A 16,410-nucleotide genomic window follows, 5' to 3' on the forward strand; every position below is an offset into this window, starting at 1 on the left:
CTGACTCCTTTTTATCACCTAAACATTTGACCTTATTGTCTATTATTAATGTTATTTTCAGGTGATATTTCATTCACGATAAAACGCAAAAAGGAAGGAGTATTGGCCCCTTCCTTCACTTATGCCACTAAGATACAATCTATACTAGTGTGAGTTGGAGACCTAACCTAACAAGCTTAATGCCGCTTGTGGTAATTGGTTAGCTTGTGACAAGATTGAGGTACCCGCTTGTTGCAAGATTTGGTTCTTAGTCAAGTTAGCTGTTTCTACCGCAAAGTCAGTGTCTTGAATACGGCCACGTGACGCTGATAAATTTTCTTCAATATTAGATAAATTACTGATGGTATAGTCAAAACGGTTTTGTACCGCACCTAAATCAGCGCGTTGGCTGTCAACTTGTGCTAATGCGCCATCGATTATCGCCAAGGCATTTTGTGAACCTTGCTCTGTAGTTAAATCTACATTTGATATAAAATTCTCCTTTGACGTTACTGTAGCTGCTAATGTTTTACTGTCGTTCGAAGCGATTGAGAATTCATTCGATCCTGTTAGTTGAATGGTACCTGCAATTCGTGCAGAATCAGTTCCTGGAACAGAACTACCACCACTAAATGAATCATCTGATAAGGTTATCTCTCCTTTAGTATTTCCAGCGCTATCTAAATAGTTTAGGGTAACGGTATCCGCTGTAGCACTACTGCCCGCCGCATTAGCGGTATTATTATAATCCTCAATCGTAATATCTGCGCCGGTCGTATTTGATAAGGTAATTTCACCAGTACTTGTATCATGCGCTGCTGTAACCTCTCCATTGGGAAATGCAGTATTGATTGCGGTAGCTAGGGCTGATTGGTCTGTACCTGAAACGCTTGTTGCGGAAATAGCTGTTCCGTTTAGCTTAAAACTTACATCACCGTCATCTGAAGCCATCCCCATGACTACTGACGTTGAGGCTGTTGCTGTAACACCATGTTCGCCTGTCTTAGCGTTTATAGCCGTTGCCGCTGTTTCAGCTGAAGAGGTAGCGTCAATGGCAACACTTGTGTCATCGGTACCTGTGGTAAAAGTAAGCGTCGAGTCAGCAATAACTGATCCTGGTAATGTTGCAGCTTCATCACTAATACCGCCAAAACCGGTAATATCAGCACCTTCTATCTTCGCTTGAGCGCCTCCTCCAATATCTTCAGCCGCGGTACTAGTCATAGTAACAGCAATAGTTTCATTGGCATTAGAGCCAACTTGGAAGTTTTTAGAGCCAAAAGAACCATCTAATAATTTTTGACCACCAAATGAGGTAGTATCAGAAATACGGGTTAATTCAGATTGTAAAACTGACACTTCTTTTTGCATGGCGTCACGGTCTTCGCTTGTGTTTGAACCGTTAGCTGATTGTAGCGCTAATTCACGCATACGTTGTAAAATATCAGTAGAGGCCGACATAGCACCCTCTGCGGTTTGCGCCATTGAAATACCGTCGTTAGCATTTCGTTGTGCTACACCTAAACCATTAATTTGTGAAGTTAAACGGTTTGAAATTTGTAAACCAGCCGCGTCATCTTTGGCGCTGTTAATACGCATACCCGATGATAAACGTTCCATTGAGGTGGCTAAATCATTACTAGATTTAGTTAAGTTACGTTGTGCGTTTAATGATGCCGTATTGGTGATTACTGAAATAGCCATTTTTAAAACTCCTGATTACAATATGTAATACGTTAGTTAAACAATTTAATAAGTCAGGAACTTCAATTTAGTAGTATTTAAATTTTAAAGCACCCGTTCTAAATACTTTAACGGCAGCTCTTCAAATAACTTTACACTTATTATGAATTTATTTAATAATTAATTTTTGAGCCCATTTAGGCGACTGTAGGGGCGAATTTATTCGCCTAGGGATAACATTGAAGAATAATGTCTGCATTTTAATACTCGGGGTTTGGCGACTGAAGTCGCCCCTACAGAACACACGAGTGATGACCCTGTAGGGGCGAATTTATTCGCCTAGGGATAACATTGGTGAATAATGTGTGAGTTTTAATGCTCGGTATATGGCGACTGAAGTCGCCCCTACAGAACACACGAATGATGAACCTGTAGGGGCGAATTTATTCGCCTGGGGATAACATTGGTGAATAATGTGTGAGTTTTAATGCTCGGTATATGGCGACTGAAGTCGCCCCTACAGAACACACGAATGATGAACCTGTAGGGGCGAATTTATTCGCCTGGGGATAACATTGAAGAATAATGTCTGCATTTTAATACTCGGGGTTTGGCGACTGAAGTCGCCCCTACAGAACACACGAGCCTGTAGGGGCGAATTTATTCGCCGGTTTCATCTTGTAAATACACTGAATCCCAAAACGGATAATTACCAACATGCTCTACTAAACCTGCGCGTAATGGATTCGCGACAATATAACGTGATACCGCTAATAAATTTTCTTCGTTTCTGATGGCGTGATCATGAAAACCGCGTTGCCATGAAAAACCTGCGCCCTTTTCATACCGATTAATCGCCCTTGAACTACGCCCTTTTAATGTTTGAATAACTTTTGATAAATTTTTATCTGATGTTAATTGAAATAACCAATGTAAATGGTCTGGCATAATTACCCAGGTAATAGAGCTTATCTCTTGTTTCGCTACTAATGTCGTCATTTCATTTATCAAAAGGCGAGCGTATTGGAAGTTATGAAAAAAGGCCTGACGATTTTCTGTACATGCTGTTATGTGGTAAATATGATGTTTGAGTGATGCTCTTCCTTTCATGAGGTTATTACGCGACATAGTCAAAATCCTTTTGATGCATGTATTTTTATTATAGTCGGATATGTGGGTATGACTTCTAAAATGTTATCTGGCGACTAAAGTCGCCCCTACAAAAGTCCTGCACACCATACGAATTATGAGCCTTGTAGGGGCGAATTTATTCGCCTGAGCATAAACGGAATAAGAGGGTATTTTGATATCAGCTATCTGGCGACTGAAGTCGCCCCTACAAAAAACCCTGCACGCCACGCGAATGATGATCCTTGTAGGGGCGAATTTATTCGCCTGAGTATAAAAGGAATAAGAGAGTATTATGATTTCAGCTATTTGGCGACTGAAGTCGCCCCTACAAAAGTCCTGCACGCCATACGAATTATGATCCTTGTAGGGGCGAATTTATTCGCCTGAGCATAAGCCGAATAATAGGATATTTTGATATCAGCTATTTGGCGACTGAAGTCGCCCCTACAAAAAAACCTGCAAGCCATGCGAATGATGCGCCTTGTAGGGGCGAATTTATTCGCCTGAGCATGAGTGGAATAAGAGGATATGTGATATCGGCTATTTGGCGACTGAAGTCGCCCCTACAAAAAACCCTGCACGCGATGCGAATTATGATCTTTGTAGGGGCGAATTTATTCGCCTGAGCATAAGTGGAATAAGAGGGTATTTTGATATTAGCTATCTGGCGACTAAAGTCGCCCCTACAAAGTGTTCTACAAGCCCTGCATATCACGAAACATTAAATCATAAAAACAAAAAAACCGAACGGTTGTTCGGTTTTTTATTAACCCTATTAATGCGGTTAATCTATTTGTTAACGGATGAAATTAACCACCAATTAAGCTAATCGCCGCCTGCGGTATTTGATTCGCTTGCGCTAAGATTGAGGTACCCGCTTGTTGTAATATTTGGTTCTTAGTCAAGTTAGCTGTCTCTACCGCAAAGTCAGTGTCTTGAATACGGCCACGTGACGCCGATAAGTTTTCTTCAATATTAGATAAATTACTGATGGTATAGTCAAAACGGTTTTGTACCGCACCTAAATCAGCGCGTTGGCTGTCAATTTGTGCTAATGCGCCATCGATTATCGCCAAGGCATCTTGTGCACCTTGCTCTGTAGCTAAATCAACATTGGTTACCGCATTTACCTCTGAATCTACGGCAGTAGCGCCGGTTATTTTTGTATTTGCACTATCTAGGGTAAATGGCTTTGTTGATGTTATTTCTACCGTTCCGACAACTCTTGCGAAATCACTTGCATTACCCACTGTAACAGCTGTGCTATTTGGATTACCATTGATATCAATAGCTGTTACGTCTGCGGTATCGGTACTAGCATTGCTATTCGCATAAAGACCAATCTCAATATCTTTGCCCGTATCATGTGTCAAAGTAATCACACCACTGTCATGAGTCGCCGTGATACCTGTGTTGGCTGTTTCAGCATTAATAGCAGCCGCTATCCCTGATTGGTCTGTTGTGGTCTGCCCTGACGCCGAAATATCAGCGCCATTTAACGTAAAGGATATATTACCATTATTTGAAGGAACCCCTAACGTAGCTGATGTACTTGCTGTTGCAGAAAAGCCATCTGCTAAACTTATCGCAGCAGCCGCAGTTTCAGCCGAAGAGTCAGCAGCAATAGTAACCGATGTATCCACATCACCAACACTAAAGGTGATATCACCACCCGCCGTAATAGGACTGCCAACCGCTGAGCCGTCTGCCACTACGCCGCCAAAACCTGTGTTATCAGTACCTTCTAACATGACTTTGGAGCCACCTATTGCATCAGCGCCAGTATCGCTCATAGTCACTGAGATAGTTTCATTAGCATTAGAACCAACTTGGAAGTTTTTAGTACCAAAACTACCATCTAATAATTTTTGACCACCAAATGAGGTGGTATCAGAAATACGGGTTAATTCAGATTGTAAAGCTGACGCTTCTTTTTGCATGGCGTCACGGTCATCAGATGAGTTTGAACCGTTAGCGGATTGTAGTGCTAATTCACGCATACGTTGTAAAATATCAGTAGAGGCGGACATAGCGCCCTCTGCGGTTTGCGCCATTGAAATACCGTCGTTGGCATTTCGTTGTGCTACACCTAAGCCATTAATTTGTGAGGTTAAGCGATTTGAAATTTGCAAACCGGCCGCGTCATCTTTGGCGCTGTTAATCCGCATGCCCGATGATAAACGTTCCATTGAGGTGGCCAAATCATTACTAGATTTAGTTAAGTTACGCTGAGCATTCAATGATGCCGTGTTGGTGATTACTGATAAGGCCATGATAGACTCCTAGAAATTAAAATTATCTTTAACATAGTGATACGTTAAATAATGCGTTAGGTTATGCGTTAGTCGGTTTGCTTTTGTACAAACTGCCAACACTGTAGTTTTCAGCCCGTGTTTATCATTACTAAAACTTATTAATGCTAAAACAACTTATGGCTGAAACAACTGTTGCCATGCATTTGGGCTTCATTGGCCTTAGTCGCCATGATTATTGCGATTAAGCTTTACAAGCTGAAACCGCCAGTTTTATGTTTTTCTTTATGCTTACTACTTCTACTAAAGCAACATCTGTACCAAAATTAAGCAAGCTAATGTAACTACATAGTTTTGGGTTAAATAATGCCTAAAGTTATACCTGAAATAGTGCTTAAAAGTGTGATTAAATATAATTAAACAAAGTCAAACCTTGTACCTGAGTAAAGGTTTGCTGCGCCGCTTGCAGCGCTACTTTCGATTGTTCAAAAGTAGAATAAGCTTTAGCAATATCTAAATCTTCAATCGATGATTTACCTGAGGTTAAATACAACTCAGTATCTAAATGGTTACTTTTTTGACGGTCGATAACTTGTAAGTTAATACCCGACTCTGCTCGGCTAGACGTTAGGTGGTTAATTGCATCACCTAATTGGTTAAGAATTTGATTATAGTCAACTTGTACTTGAGGGTCTTCTTTGCCACTGGCCTTGGTGTTAATCCAATCAATGGCTGATTTTATTGTGTCAAAAACACCGACATTTTGTTCCGGTGTTAGCGAGAATTTATCGCCCGGCAATGGCTTGCCACTTAATTTCACCTCAATACCGTTAAAGGCAATGGTTTGCCCTGGTGCGTAATCGTCGAACTTGGTCACGTTACCATTGCCGTCAGTAATGCTTAAGTCAGTGGCTGTGCTAAATTCAAAGGTAAAGTCTGCTGGATTTGCCGCACTATTATAACTACTCGCATCGGCGACAACGGCCCGTTCAACTGCTATGCCTGAAGTATTGTTATTATAAGTGGCAGAAAAGTCGCCAATAGCATTGGGCACTTTTTCAAAAACCTGCTCACCACTTTGATTAGTGGCTATGGTAACGTTTTTTGCTATTTGTAATTCTCTCACACCACTATCACCGCGATAGTTCACTGAGTTATCGGCTTGTAAAGCAAACGGTGCATCGTCAATTTGGTAACCGGCAAAAACATAACTGCCCGATTGATCTTGGGTATTGGCAATACCCAGTATTTGCTGCAAACTTTGGCTGGCCTGTTGGCCGATAGCGGCAAGATCATCGGCTGTGTAGCTACCATTATTAGCTTGTAGCAGTAAGTCTTTTAATTCATTTATCATGCCTTCAGCACTGGCTAACGAGGTATCAATTAAACTGTTGTGATTTTCTGCTTGGGTAATATTACGTTGGTACTTATCAATATTGGCCAAATCATTTTTATAACCGGCTAAGGTGCCATAGGCTACGGCGTCGTCTTTGGCAGTTATCACCTGCTTACCACTAGAAATTTTATTAGCTTGTTCGTTAAGGCTAGACTGCTGATCAGACATTTTTAAGCCACTTTGAATATAAAACTGTGCTGTAGAAACGCGCATAATAACTCCTATCTAGTGGCCGCTAGTAATGTGTCGAAAATGGTATTTGCCACTGAAATGATCTGTGACGACGCTTGGTAGGCTTGTTGGTATTTCAATAAGTTTGCCGCTTCTTCATCAAGATTTACCCCTGACTTAGATTGATTGCGGTTATAGGCTTGGGTGTACAGTGCCTGCGCTGTGTCAGCAACAAATTCAGCCGAACTGGCATTTGACCCTACATCAGCGCTGGCCGTGGCTAGTGCTTGGTTAAAGGTTTGTTTACCGCCACCTAAAATCTGTTGCTCTTGCGTGGCCGCCATTATGCTGGCATTACTGGCGTTACCTGAGCCAAAAACATCTGAGATAGTAAATTCTTCACGAGCAAATTCCCCTTGCCCAACGGGTAAACCGGCAATTTCTATTTGAAAAGCAGGGGTTGCTGGCGATGGTGGCATGTTAATAACCGCTGACGCGCCAGCGGCAAAGCTACCATTGGCTAATGCCGCCGCTGGTGGCGGATTAGCCGCGTTATAAACCCGGTATTCGAAAGTGCCTGCCGCACTTTCATAAACATCAACGGTTAATTGCTCATTGCTGCCTTCGGTAAAAGCGCGGGCAGCTTCTGGATTAGTGACATTGATAATATTCACAGTGCCATTACTGACGTTATTATCATTCGCCGCTACCGAAATGGCAGAGCTTGCGGCTATGCCTTGAGGATCGTTAAGCGTGACATGCATTAATGCGGCGCTGTTTTCGGTTGGGCGCAGCGTAAAACTATCATTTACATTGGCTGTACCTGAATTAACGCTAAATTCAAAGCCAAAATCGCTTGGGTAAACCCCTGAGCCCAAAGGTGACTCGGTTAAGGTGGTTTTGCTGCCATTAAGTTCATTGGTCATAATATAGTCTGAGCCGTCATACTTAAGGCTAAATTCATTGGTGGGCACTAATGAAATGTCAGTAATTTTGATGCCAGCTTGCACACTGCCCGAATTTTTTGATGAGGCGAGTACGCGTGAGTTTTGTAGGCCTGGGCTGTTAATATCAGTAAAAATATCTCGGCCCTGCTTGCCATTTAAATCTAGCCCTTGTGCTTGGGTTTGATTTAAGGTTTGTGACACTGACATGGCTAAACGATTGAGTTCGCTGCGCGCTTTGGCAACATGCTCATCACGATATTCTATTTTGGCGGCAATAGCGCCACCCAACTTAGCGCCGTCAAGTGCGACCGAGCCATTGCGACTATTTAACTGTAATTTTGTTTGTAATGGGTCAGGATCGCCCGCTTGCACACTCACTGTTAAAGCCGTAGTACCGGCAACAAGCGTTGCGCCGTTGCCGATCATAACGGTCATTGCCCCGTTAGCGTCTTCAATGGTATTAACCGAGGTGTATTGACCCAGTTGGCTCACCAGTTGGTCGCGTTTGTCTAATAAATCATTGGGTTGGCCGGTTTGATCTAGGTTTTTATTATCTAATATTTGTTCATTAACTTTGGCTAAATCAAGAGATATTTGCGATATTTTGTTCGCCATTTGCTCAATTTCGCCGTTAGTCGACTTTTCAAGTTGGTCTAAATTATCATTTAAGCTATTAAAGTCTGTTGCTAATACCTCGGCTTGGCTGAGGGCGATATTACGTAAACCCATGTCACTTGGGTTGTCAGCAATACCATTAGCCGCTTGATAAAAACGATCAATAGAGCCACCAATAGCTTCATTTGAAAATGACATTATTTGATTTAATTGGTTGAGGTCAGTACTCATTGAATCCGCATTACCCAAGTTACTTTTATTGAGTAATTGTTCTTTATAAGAAAATTGATCGTAGAGCCGAGTAATGTCTTGAACATAAGTACCCGCGCCAATAAAGTTACCGCTGTTAGCATTTCCTGCCACTGCGCCTTGTTCAGCACGTTGGCGGGTATAACCTTCAGTATTAACGTTAGCAATGTTATGACCTGTAGTGCCCAACTGCTGCTGCGCGGACAGTAAACCACTAACACCAGTTTGATACAGATTAATCGACATGACCTAAACTCCTACAGTACGTTAATTTCAACAGTGAAATTAGCGGTAAACTTATTGATTATTTATCTAATAAGCTGGTTACTGTCCGAAGTGTTCCTATTATTTTTTTAGCGTAATCAGGATCGGTGGCATAACCAGCACTTTGTAGGTTATGCAAAAATTGCTCCACATTGGCCGAGTTTTCTAATGCCCCCTGATAACGTTCGCTTTTGGTCAATAAATTTAAGTAGTCATCAACACTTTGGCCAATAGATTCGTAAACCCTAAACGGTTCACGCTTTTTAACCATAGCGCCATTTTCAAACTCTAAGGTTTCTTTGTGTGTTTTCTCGCCAGCCCAGCGGCTATCTGCTTTAATATTAAATAAGTTATTCGAACTTTCACCTGAATGGGTTTTGATTATTTTTTGACCCCAACCGGTTTCTAGCGCGGCTTGGGCAATAACGACCTCAAAGGGTACGTTGATTTTATCTTGTACACGTTTAGCATCAGCGGTTAAGGCGCTAACAAAATCTTTTGGCTGTTCGAAGGCTGGGCTTTGCATCATGCTGGCCGCTTGGGCGGCAATAGAGCCATTTGTTTGACGATCTTTACTAGGATCCTGATGCGCTGACGAGTCCTTGACTGTGCTGATATTGTTGAGCAATGCCGGCTCGCTAATACGCAAACTGCCACGACTATCGAGATTGCCATCGCTGCGTAAAATATTATGTGGGGTAAAGTTTTCACTGTCCCCACCTAGCTGGCGAACAATCAGTTCAGAAAGACCTAAGGCGCCATTATTGGACAACTCTAATGACATTTGTTGATCATGCATGTCACGATAAAATTTTGTCGATTCTGAATTAAATGGGCTGTCAGACTCCAACACTTCTTGCGCTTTACGCATACTTTTCATCAGCATTTGCATAAAAATAGCTTCAAACTGTTTAGCGGCCTGCTCTAATGCCTCTTTTTTACCAGCTTTATCACCCGATTTTGCGTCTTGGCGAATCGAGTTTAAGCCATTAACGTCTAAAAAGTTTTGTGCGTCTGCAATACGTGTTGTCATAAGCTTTATTTGTTCATTAAATAATGATCAAATCTCCACGTAATGCACCGGCTTGGTCTAAGGCTTCTAATATCGCCATAACATCACCAGGGCCAGCGCCTACTTGGTTGATAGCCCGCACGAGTGCGTCTAGCGTAACGCCGGGGTCAAAAACGAACATACGTGAGTCATCTTTTTTAACGTCAATAATCGATTGATTAGTTGTTACCGTTACGCCTTCAGCAAAGGCATTGGGCTGTGATACAGCCGCCACTTCATTAATAGTGACGGTAATGCCGCCATGGGTAATTGCCGCCGGTAATAGGCGAACATCAGCGCCAATAACGATAGTACCTGTGCGTGAGTTAACAATAATTTTTGCCGCTGGCGAGCCAGGTTCAAATTCTAAATTCTCTAATACTGACAAAAAACTCACCCGATCCGCAGCATCTCTTGGCGCAGTCACTTGTACCGACGCAGCGTCAATGGCGCGTGCAGAGCCAGAAATTAAGTTATTAATGGTGTCAGAAAGGCGCTTTGCGGTGGTAAAGTCAGCGTTATGAAGATTAAAAGTAATATGGTCACCTGAAGCAAAGGGCGATAATACTTCGCGCTCAACCATAGCACCATTGGCGATACGACCTACGGTGGGGGTATTAGCAATCACTTTTGAGCCGTCTAAGCCTTCAGCGCCTAAACCACTCACAATCAAGCTGCCTTGGGCAACTGCATAAGCATTACCGTCTAGTCCCATTAAAATAGTTTGTATTAAGGTACCACCACGTAAACTTTGTGCGCTGCCCATAGACGAGACGGTAACGTCAATGGTTTGTCCTGGTTTGGCAAATGCAGGTAATTCAGCATGGACCGCCACAGCAGCGACATTTTTAATTTTTGGTTTTAAATTCGCCGGCATTTTAATGCCAAAATTGCTTAACATGGTTTTAAAACTTTGCTCGGTAAAAGGGCTTTGCTCACCCGTACCTGGCAAACCCACCACCAAACCGTAACCAATTAATTGGTTGCTGCGCACACCCGCAACATCAGCCAAGTCTTTAATACGTTGGGCATTAGCTTCTGGTAATAAAAGCATCAAGGTTAAACAAGCAAAGCTAACTAAATATTTTTTCATTCTATTATCCTACTGCTATTATCCTACTAAAGAGGCCACCATGAACTATTGAAAAACTTCGACAACCAGCCTTGCTCTTGCACGTCAGCGAATGTGCCGGTGCCAGCATATTCAATACGGGCGTTCGCCACTTTACTCGAGGTAACTGTGTTATCTGAACTGATGTCTTGCGAACGAACAATACCCGTTAAGCGAATATATTCATCACCATTATTTAATGACATCCATTTTTCACCACGGATCATCAAGTTACCGTTGGGTAAAACTCTCAAGACATGAACCGAAATATTGCCGGCTAAACTGTTGCCCTGATTGGCTTTTGAATCACCTTTAAAATCTGAGCTTTGGTCGTAACCAAATTGTATGGCTTTGTTGTTGAAATTTACCGCTGCACCACCAAAACCAGTAATAGGATTGAGCGTGGCACTATTGGCTTTTTTAAACTCTGTTTTGGCACTTTTTTGCGCCTGGGTACTTTCACTTAAAATCACGGAAATAATATCGCCAACCCGATGCGCTTTAGAGTCTGAATAGATGTTATTAACATAATTGACGTTAAAAAGAGAGCCCGTTGGTACTAAAGGTTTATCCTCCATTTCTGGTAAAATGGGGGCAAAATCAGGATCATTAGGCAATGTTTTTTCCTGCTTAGTGCTAGCACAACCCGTGAATAATAGCGCGACAATACTAACCGTAAAGACTGTGCTTAATAACGAAGTTCGGGTGTTTTTCATGATACCTTCCTCAACGTTATAGTTGCTGATTAATGTAGCTAAGCATTTCGTCAACCGCAGAAATGACTTTCGAGTTCATCTCATAAACTCGTTGGCTTTCAATCAGGTTAACCAGCTCTTCGGTGGTATTAACATTTGAGGTTTCTAACGCACCTTGCACTATCATGCCGTAACCCGCTAAACCTGGCACACCCTCTTGTGCTGCACCACTTACTGCAGTTTCAATGTATAAGTTCTGCCCGATTGGCTGTAATCCGGTCGGGTTGACAAAGTTAACAGTATTAATTTGTCCGACTACAGCGGGTTCAGCTTGGCCTTGCAAGGTGACGGAGACTTCACCATCTTGCGAAACAATAATACTTAAGGCATCTTCTGGCACGGTTATTTGCGGTTGCATTAAATAACCTGCGCCTGGGGTTACTATGCTGCCTTCATCGTTCATGGTAAATTGACCATTACGTGAATAAGCAGAAGAGCCGTCAGGCATTAAAATTTCAAACATACCTTCACCTTGGATCATCAGATCTAAGGCATTGTCGGTATTAAGCATGTCACCTTGGGTGTGAATTTTTTGTGTGGCTACCACTTTGGTACCCGCACCTAACATTAACCCTGACGGCATTTCAGTGTCTTGTGCTGAACGCCCACCAGGCTGGCTAATATTTTGATAAAGTAAGTCTTCAAATACCGCCCGACTCTTTTTAAAACCTATGGTACTGGCGTTGGCTAGATTGTTGGAAATAACCGCAATCTCTTTGGTTTGGGCGTCTAAGCCTGTTTTACTGATCCATAATGCTGGATTCATACATCACCTCGAAAAATTTTATTTAGAACGCTTTTAATAATGAAGCGGCACTTGCGTCAATTTCTTCTGCGGTTTTCATCATTTTCAACTGCATTTCAAATTGACGCTGTAGCGCGATCATATCGGTCATTTCACTGATAGGGTTTACGTTACTAGACTCTAATGCCCCACTCGCCACTTTAACCGTGACATCAGCCGGTTCATTGTTGCCGTCTTGACGACGAAATAAGCCATCACTGCCTTTTTCTAGCAAGCGATTATCTGGCTTAACAAATTTAATTCTGCCCACTTCTTCTTGAGCAGAGCTTGGCGCTCCTTCAGGCTGAACCATAATGGTGCCGTCAGACGTTATATTGATATTACTCACAGGTAAGGGTAAAAAAATTGGCCCGCGGTCGCCAATCACTATGTCACCTCTTGAGGTTTCAAGTGCCCCATTGTCGTTTAACTTCAATTGACCATTGCGGGTATAGGCTTCATTGCCATCTTCGGTTTGTACCGTTAACCAACCTTGCCCTTTAATGGCAATATCAAGATCACGTCCTGTGGTCAATAAAGCACCAGTGTCAAAGTTTTGGCCTGCTCGTTCGGTCATTGAAAATACCCGAGAAGGCAGGCCTTCACCAAAAGCTTGCATGGATCTAGCATTGGCTAAATCCGCTTTAAAGCCGGTAGTTTTGGCGTTAGCGAGGTTGTTAGCATTGACTGATAAGGCTTGCATGTTTTGCTTTGCACCACTCATGGCAATATACAGCATCTTATCCATAATGAACTTCACTCAATAATATTAATAATATTGAAACTGTTGCAAATAAAGTGCCAAAAGTTAAGCAGAGTTAATAAGATGGAATACGAATGGCACTAAACTTATGATCTGATGACTTTTTTACTAACAGCTACCTTTAACTGACAGCTGAAAGATTTTTTACTGAAAGCTATCGCTTTACGTCCTGCTCGTCTTGAGCATAAAAAAGCCAGATATCAATGGATGATTATCTGGCTTTTTATCTTCATTAGGCTCAATAATTAGCGCTGAGCGCTAGTTATTAATCTCTTGGTTATGAGCAATTATTGTCTATTGCTCTTAACCACTATTGAGATTATCGAATTTGTAAAATGGTTTGGTTTAACTGATTATCAACTTCAAGTGCTCTAGAGTTAGCTTGGAAGTTTCGTTGCGCCGAGATCAAGTCAATTAACTCAGAGGTCAAATTAACATTAGATTGCTCTAATGCTGAAGAACTTATCGAACCAAAGGTACCCCCGCCCGCTTCACCCGCTAGGGCTTCTCCTGAGGTAATACTTTCTTTCCAGCCGGTGCTGCCAATCTGTTTTAAGCCCTGATCATTGGCAAAACTTACCATAGCAATACGTGATAAAGGCTCTGAAGTACCATTACTGTATGTCGCCCTTACCAAACCATCACCGCCGATATCAATACCGGTTAATCGACCAACCGCTAGTCCATCTTGTTGTAAAGAGGTGACTTCAAAGTTGGAAGCAAACTGTGTGGGTTCATTTGGATTCGGACCTAAGACATCTAAGTTAAAGTTAACGCTTATGGTCTGAGTAGGATCTGCACCGTTCGATAAGATGTTGCCGCCAAGGGCGCGAGTCGTTATTCCAATTCCACCGTCAGCTGAGCTTGGCACTATGCCCGTAAAATCGCCTACTGAATTAAATTTTAATTTGGCACCAACAACTCCAGGCGCTGTCCCCGCAATGGGGTTAGTCTGTCCAGGATCAGCCTCTAAATCTACCATTTCACCATCAACAGAGGTAAACATCATCCACTCATTCGGTTTGCTACTTGGATCATCTTTGACAAAGTAATAAGTCATAATATGACTGTCACCGAATGAGTCAAATACCGTTGCTGATGTTGAATGATTAAATGTTGATGGTTCAGCTGAATTAAAGTTTTCTGGTGCACCTTTAATATAGGCTTCACCTGCGGGTAAATTCATTCGCAGATTAACTTCCGAGGTTTTCTCTGGTGCACCTGAGGCGGTTGGAATACGAATAGGCTCAGCGGTACTTAAACTGACTGAGGTCGATGAACCGTCGCCATTAACAGGAAAGCCCAATAAGTGCCCGCCTTGAGAATTAACAATAAAATTTTCTTGGTTCAATTTAAACTGACCCGCTCGGGTATATGAGGTGTCTAAACTACCCACTTCTGGTACGGTAGCAAAAAAACCATTACCGTTAATCGCTAAATCTAAGGAGTTGTTGGTAAACTTAATACTACCTTGTGAAAATTGTTGCGCCGCATCGGCCGTCAAAACACCGTCACCGACTTTAGTTTTACCGGCTGATAAAAGTGAAGACGCATAAACGTCAACAAACTCTGCTCGTGATTCTTTAAAGCCAGTGGTGTTTACATTGGCAATGTTGTTGGATGTTATATCCAAATCTTTCTGAGCTGCGTTTAATCCGCTCAATGCTATATTAAATGACATAATTTCACCTCATACAAAAAATTGTTTAATTAACCTTCAGAAACTTCGACTACATCAGAAAGTTTCATGGTGCTACCACCGTTAAGATTTAATAAAATACTTCCGCCGTTGCCGGCCAAAGTGACACTGTCTACTTTACGATAAGTCATCGCTTGCAATTCTGATGCGTTACCATCGACTAAGCCGGCAACACGAAAACGATAAGCCCCTTCTGGTGCAGGTTCGCCATTGGTGTTTTTTCCGTCCCAAGTAAAGGTAAACTCACCGGCGGATACGTCACCCACAGGTACGGTTTGAATCACTTCACCGGCAACATTTTCGACGTAAATATTGACATTACTTGCCGCTTGGTCGGTCACTAACTTACCTTTTACCGCTTGACCTTCTTCCATACCAAAGACGTTGTCTTCAACTAAAACACTACGACCAACCAGCGACGATGCCTGCAGGGCTTGACTAGACGACATTGAAGCAGCAAAACTGGAAAATTGATCGTTTAACTTTGTTACGCCATCAGTGGTTGAGAATGCGGTCATCTGAGATATCATCTCATTATTTTCAACCGGTTTAGTTGGGTCTTGATTTGAAAGTTCTTGGGTGAGCAAGGCGAAAAAATCTTCCTGCGTTAACATACCGCGAGTGTCATCGGTCTCAGGAGTTGAATTCTCTTGTTGCCAACGAATATTATCTAATAGGCTAGAGCCAGATACTGTTTCCATGATAAGTCCTATTTAACCTTAGCGTTGACCAAGTGTTAGCGTTTTATTCAGCATATTTTTTGCTGACTCCGCTAATTGCACATTGGTTTGATATGAACGAGAAGCAGAAATCATGTTGGTCATTTCTTCAATAACGTTAACATTCGGCTTGTAAATATAGCCCTCGCCGTCAGCCATTGGATGATCCGGAGCATATTCAACATTAAGTGGCTTATTGCTTTCAACAATGCCAAGTACTTGCACACCTACCGACTCATTTTGCCCACCGGCAGCTTTTTGCATCTCGGCGGCAAAAACTGGATGGCGGGCACGATAGGTTTCACCGACACTACTACTAACACTATCAGCGTTAGCAATATTACTCGCGGTGGTATTTAAGCGGACAGATTGTGCGCTCATGCCTGAACCGGAAATAGAAAATACATTAAATAGGCTCATTATTATTGCCCTCCAGTGATTGCTTGTTTCAAGCCTTTAATCTTACTAGTAAGAAATTGTAGGCTTGCTTGATATTCCATAGAGTTTTCTAGATACAAGTTTCGTTCCACTTGTACATCTACGCTGTTACCGTCGCCTGTATCGGCTTGATCAGGCACACGAAAACCGACACCATTATTAAGTTCCATACGCACGTCAAAATGTTTTTCGTTGGTACGGGTCATACCGGTTTGTTGTTTTGAAGCGGCTTGAGCTAATGCGGCTTTGAAGTCCATGCCTTTGGCTTTGTATCCCGGTGTATCGGCATTAGCAATATTACTGGCAATAAGTTCAGCGCGTTGAGCACGCACTTGTAGACCTTGCGGGTGAATACCGAATGCTTTATCAAAACTAATAGCCATAAAAAAATACCTCCAGAAGA

General features: G+C 42.3%; 14 protein-coding genes and 1 pseudogene. All 15 read right to left on the reverse strand.

Features of this window, described 5'->3' with window-relative positions; translation table 11 throughout:
• Nucleotides 1-162: 162 nt before the first annotated feature.
• The 15 genes and pseudogenes from H4J54_RS19770 to flgB all read right to left on the reverse strand — a co-directional run bounded on the left by H4J54_RS19770 (nt 163) and on the right by flgB (nt 16,390).
• A complete protein-coding gene (locus H4J54_RS19770) occupies nt 163-936 on the reverse strand; it encodes a flagellin (RefSeq protein ID WP_404851889.1) in 774 nt (257 codons plus the stop codon).
• Nucleotides 934-1,683: pseudogene (locus H4J54_RS19775) on the reverse strand (flagellin hook IN motif-containing protein); the annotation flags it as partial. The pseudogene H4J54_RS19775 and the gene H4J54_RS19770, both read right to left, overlap by 3 nt.
• 639 nt (nt 1,684-2,322) lie before the next feature.
• A complete protein-coding gene (locus tag H4J54_RS05855; RefSeq protein WP_182189973.1) occupies nt 2,323-2,790 on the reverse strand; it encodes an REP-associated tyrosine transposase in 468 nt (155 codons plus the stop codon).
• A gap of 812 nt (nt 2,791-3,602) precedes the next feature.
• Entirely contained in the window at nt 3,603-5,066 is a 1,464-nt protein-coding gene (locus H4J54_RS05860; protein ID WP_182189974.1) for a flagellin, read from the reverse strand.
• A gap of 385 nt (nt 5,067-5,451) precedes the next feature.
• Entirely contained in the window at nt 5,452-6,654 is a 1,203-nt protein-coding gene (gene flgL / locus H4J54_RS05865) for a flagellar hook-associated protein FlgL (protein ID WP_182189975.1), read from the reverse strand.
• 8 nt (nt 6,655-6,662) lie between these two features.
• Nucleotides 6,663-8,669 (reverse strand): flagellar hook-associated protein FlgK, encoded by a 2,007-nt coding sequence (gene flgK / locus H4J54_RS05870; RefSeq protein ID WP_182189976.1) that lies wholly within the window; start codon nt 8,667-8,669, stop codon nt 6,663-6,665.
• A 58-nt stretch (nt 8,670-8,727) separates the two neighbouring features.
• Nucleotides 8,728-9,720: a flagellar assembly peptidoglycan hydrolase FlgJ gene (gene flgJ / locus H4J54_RS05875; protein WP_182189977.1), complete on the reverse strand. Its 993-nt coding sequence runs from the start codon at nt 9,718-9,720 to the stop codon at nt 8,728-8,730.
• 16 nt (nt 9,721-9,736) lie between these two features.
• Nucleotides 9,737-10,831, reverse strand: coding sequence for a flagellar basal body P-ring protein FlgI (locus H4J54_RS05880; protein WP_182189978.1), 1,095 nt, complete (start codon nt 10,829-10,831; stop codon nt 9,737-9,739).
• A 26-nt stretch (nt 10,832-10,857) separates the two neighbouring features.
• Nucleotides 10,858-11,565, reverse strand: coding sequence for a flagellar basal body L-ring protein FlgH (gene flgH, locus H4J54_RS05885; RefSeq protein WP_182189979.1), 708 nt, complete (start codon nt 11,563-11,565; stop codon nt 10,858-10,860).
• A 16-nt stretch (nt 11,566-11,581) separates the two neighbouring features.
• Nucleotides 11,582-12,370, reverse strand: a complete 789-nt coding sequence (flgG, locus tag H4J54_RS05890; RefSeq protein ID WP_182189980.1) for a flagellar basal-body rod protein FlgG — start codon at nt 12,368-12,370, stop codon at nt 11,582-11,584.
• Between the two features lie 22 nt (nt 12,371-12,392).
• Complete coding sequence (gene flgF / locus H4J54_RS05895) at nt 12,393-13,136, reverse strand: flagellar basal-body rod protein FlgF (RefSeq protein WP_182189981.1); 744 nt, start codon at nt 13,134-13,136, stop codon at nt 12,393-12,395.
• A gap of 334 nt (nt 13,137-13,470) precedes the next feature.
• A complete protein-coding gene (flgE, locus tag H4J54_RS05900; protein ID WP_220464282.1) occupies nt 13,471-14,832 on the reverse strand; it encodes a flagellar hook protein FlgE in 1,362 nt (453 codons plus the stop codon).
• 29 nt (nt 14,833-14,861) lie between these two features.
• Nucleotides 14,862-15,551: a flagellar hook assembly protein FlgD gene (locus H4J54_RS05905; protein WP_182189982.1), complete on the reverse strand. Its 690-nt coding sequence runs from the start codon at nt 15,549-15,551 to the stop codon at nt 14,862-14,864.
• Between the two features lie 18 nt (nt 15,552-15,569).
• The gene (gene flgC, locus H4J54_RS05910; RefSeq protein WP_182189983.1) at nt 15,570-15,989 is read right to left on the reverse strand and encodes a flagellar basal body rod protein FlgC; all 420 of its coding nucleotides are present in this window, start codon (nt 15,987-15,989) and stop codon (nt 15,570-15,572) included.
• Nucleotides 15,990-15,991: 2 nt separating this feature from the next.
• The gene (gene flgB / locus H4J54_RS05915) at nt 15,992-16,390 is read right to left on the reverse strand and encodes a flagellar basal body rod protein FlgB (protein ID WP_182189984.1); all 399 of its coding nucleotides are present in this window, start codon (nt 16,388-16,390) and stop codon (nt 15,992-15,994) included.
• Nucleotides 16,391-16,410: the final 20 nt, after the last annotated feature.

Origin of the sequence: Colwellia sp. MB3u-8 (assembly GCF_014076985.1) — a bacterium.
Taxonomy (GTDB): domain Bacteria; phylum Pseudomonadota; class Gammaproteobacteria; order Enterobacterales; family Alteromonadaceae; genus Cognaticolwellia.

What these genes read in the sequence shown, in the direction of transcription:
- H4J54_RS05855 (WP_182189973.1), bottom strand. Translation starts at nt 2,790, where the DNA reads ATGTCGCGTAATAACCTCATGAAAGGAAGAGCATCACTCAAACATCAT.
- H4J54_RS05860 (WP_182189974.1), bottom strand. Translation starts at nt 5,066, where the DNA reads ATGGCCTTATCAGTAATCACCAACACGGCATCATTGAATGCTCAGCGT.
- flgL (WP_182189975.1), bottom strand. Translation starts at nt 6,654, where the DNA reads ATGCGCGTTTCTACAGCACAGTTTTATATTCAAAGTGGCTTAAAAATG.
- flgK (WP_182189976.1), bottom strand. Translation starts at nt 8,669, where the DNA reads ATGTCGATTAATCTGTATCAAACTGGTGTTAGTGGTTTACTGTCCGCG.
- flgB (WP_182189984.1), bottom strand. Translation starts at nt 16,390, where the DNA reads ATGGCTATTAGTTTTGATAAAGCATTCGGTATTCACCCGCAAGGTCTA.
- flgG (WP_182189980.1), bottom strand. Translation starts at nt 12,370, where the DNA reads ATGAATCCAGCATTATGGATCAGTAAAACAGGCTTAGACGCCCAAACC.
- H4J54_RS05905 (WP_182189982.1), bottom strand. Translation starts at nt 15,551, where the DNA reads ATGGAAACAGTATCTGGCTCTAGCCTATTAGATAATATTCGTTGGCAA.
- H4J54_RS19770 (WP_404851889.1), bottom strand. Translation starts at nt 936, where the DNA reads ATGGGGATGGCTTCAGATGACGGTGATGTAAGTTTTAAGCTAAACGGA.
- flgF (WP_182189981.1), bottom strand. Translation starts at nt 13,136, where the DNA reads ATGGATAAGATGCTGTATATTGCCATGAGTGGTGCAAAGCAAAACATG.
- flgH (WP_182189979.1), bottom strand. Translation starts at nt 11,565, where the DNA reads ATGAAAAACACCCGAACTTCGTTATTAAGCACAGTCTTTACGGTTAGT.
- flgE (WP_220464282.1), bottom strand. Translation starts at nt 14,832, where the DNA reads ATGTCATTTAATATAGCATTGAGCGGATTAAACGCAGCTCAGAAAGAT.
- flgJ (WP_182189977.1), bottom strand. Translation starts at nt 9,720, where the DNA reads ATGACAACACGTATTGCAGACGCACAAAACTTTTTAGACGTTAATGGC.
- flgC (WP_182189983.1), bottom strand. Translation starts at nt 15,989, where the DNA reads ATGAGCCTATTTAATGTATTTTCTATTTCCGGTTCAGGCATGAGCGCA.
- H4J54_RS05880 (WP_182189978.1), bottom strand. Translation starts at nt 10,831, where the DNA reads ATGAAAAAATATTTAGTTAGCTTTGCTTGTTTAACCTTGATGCTTTTA.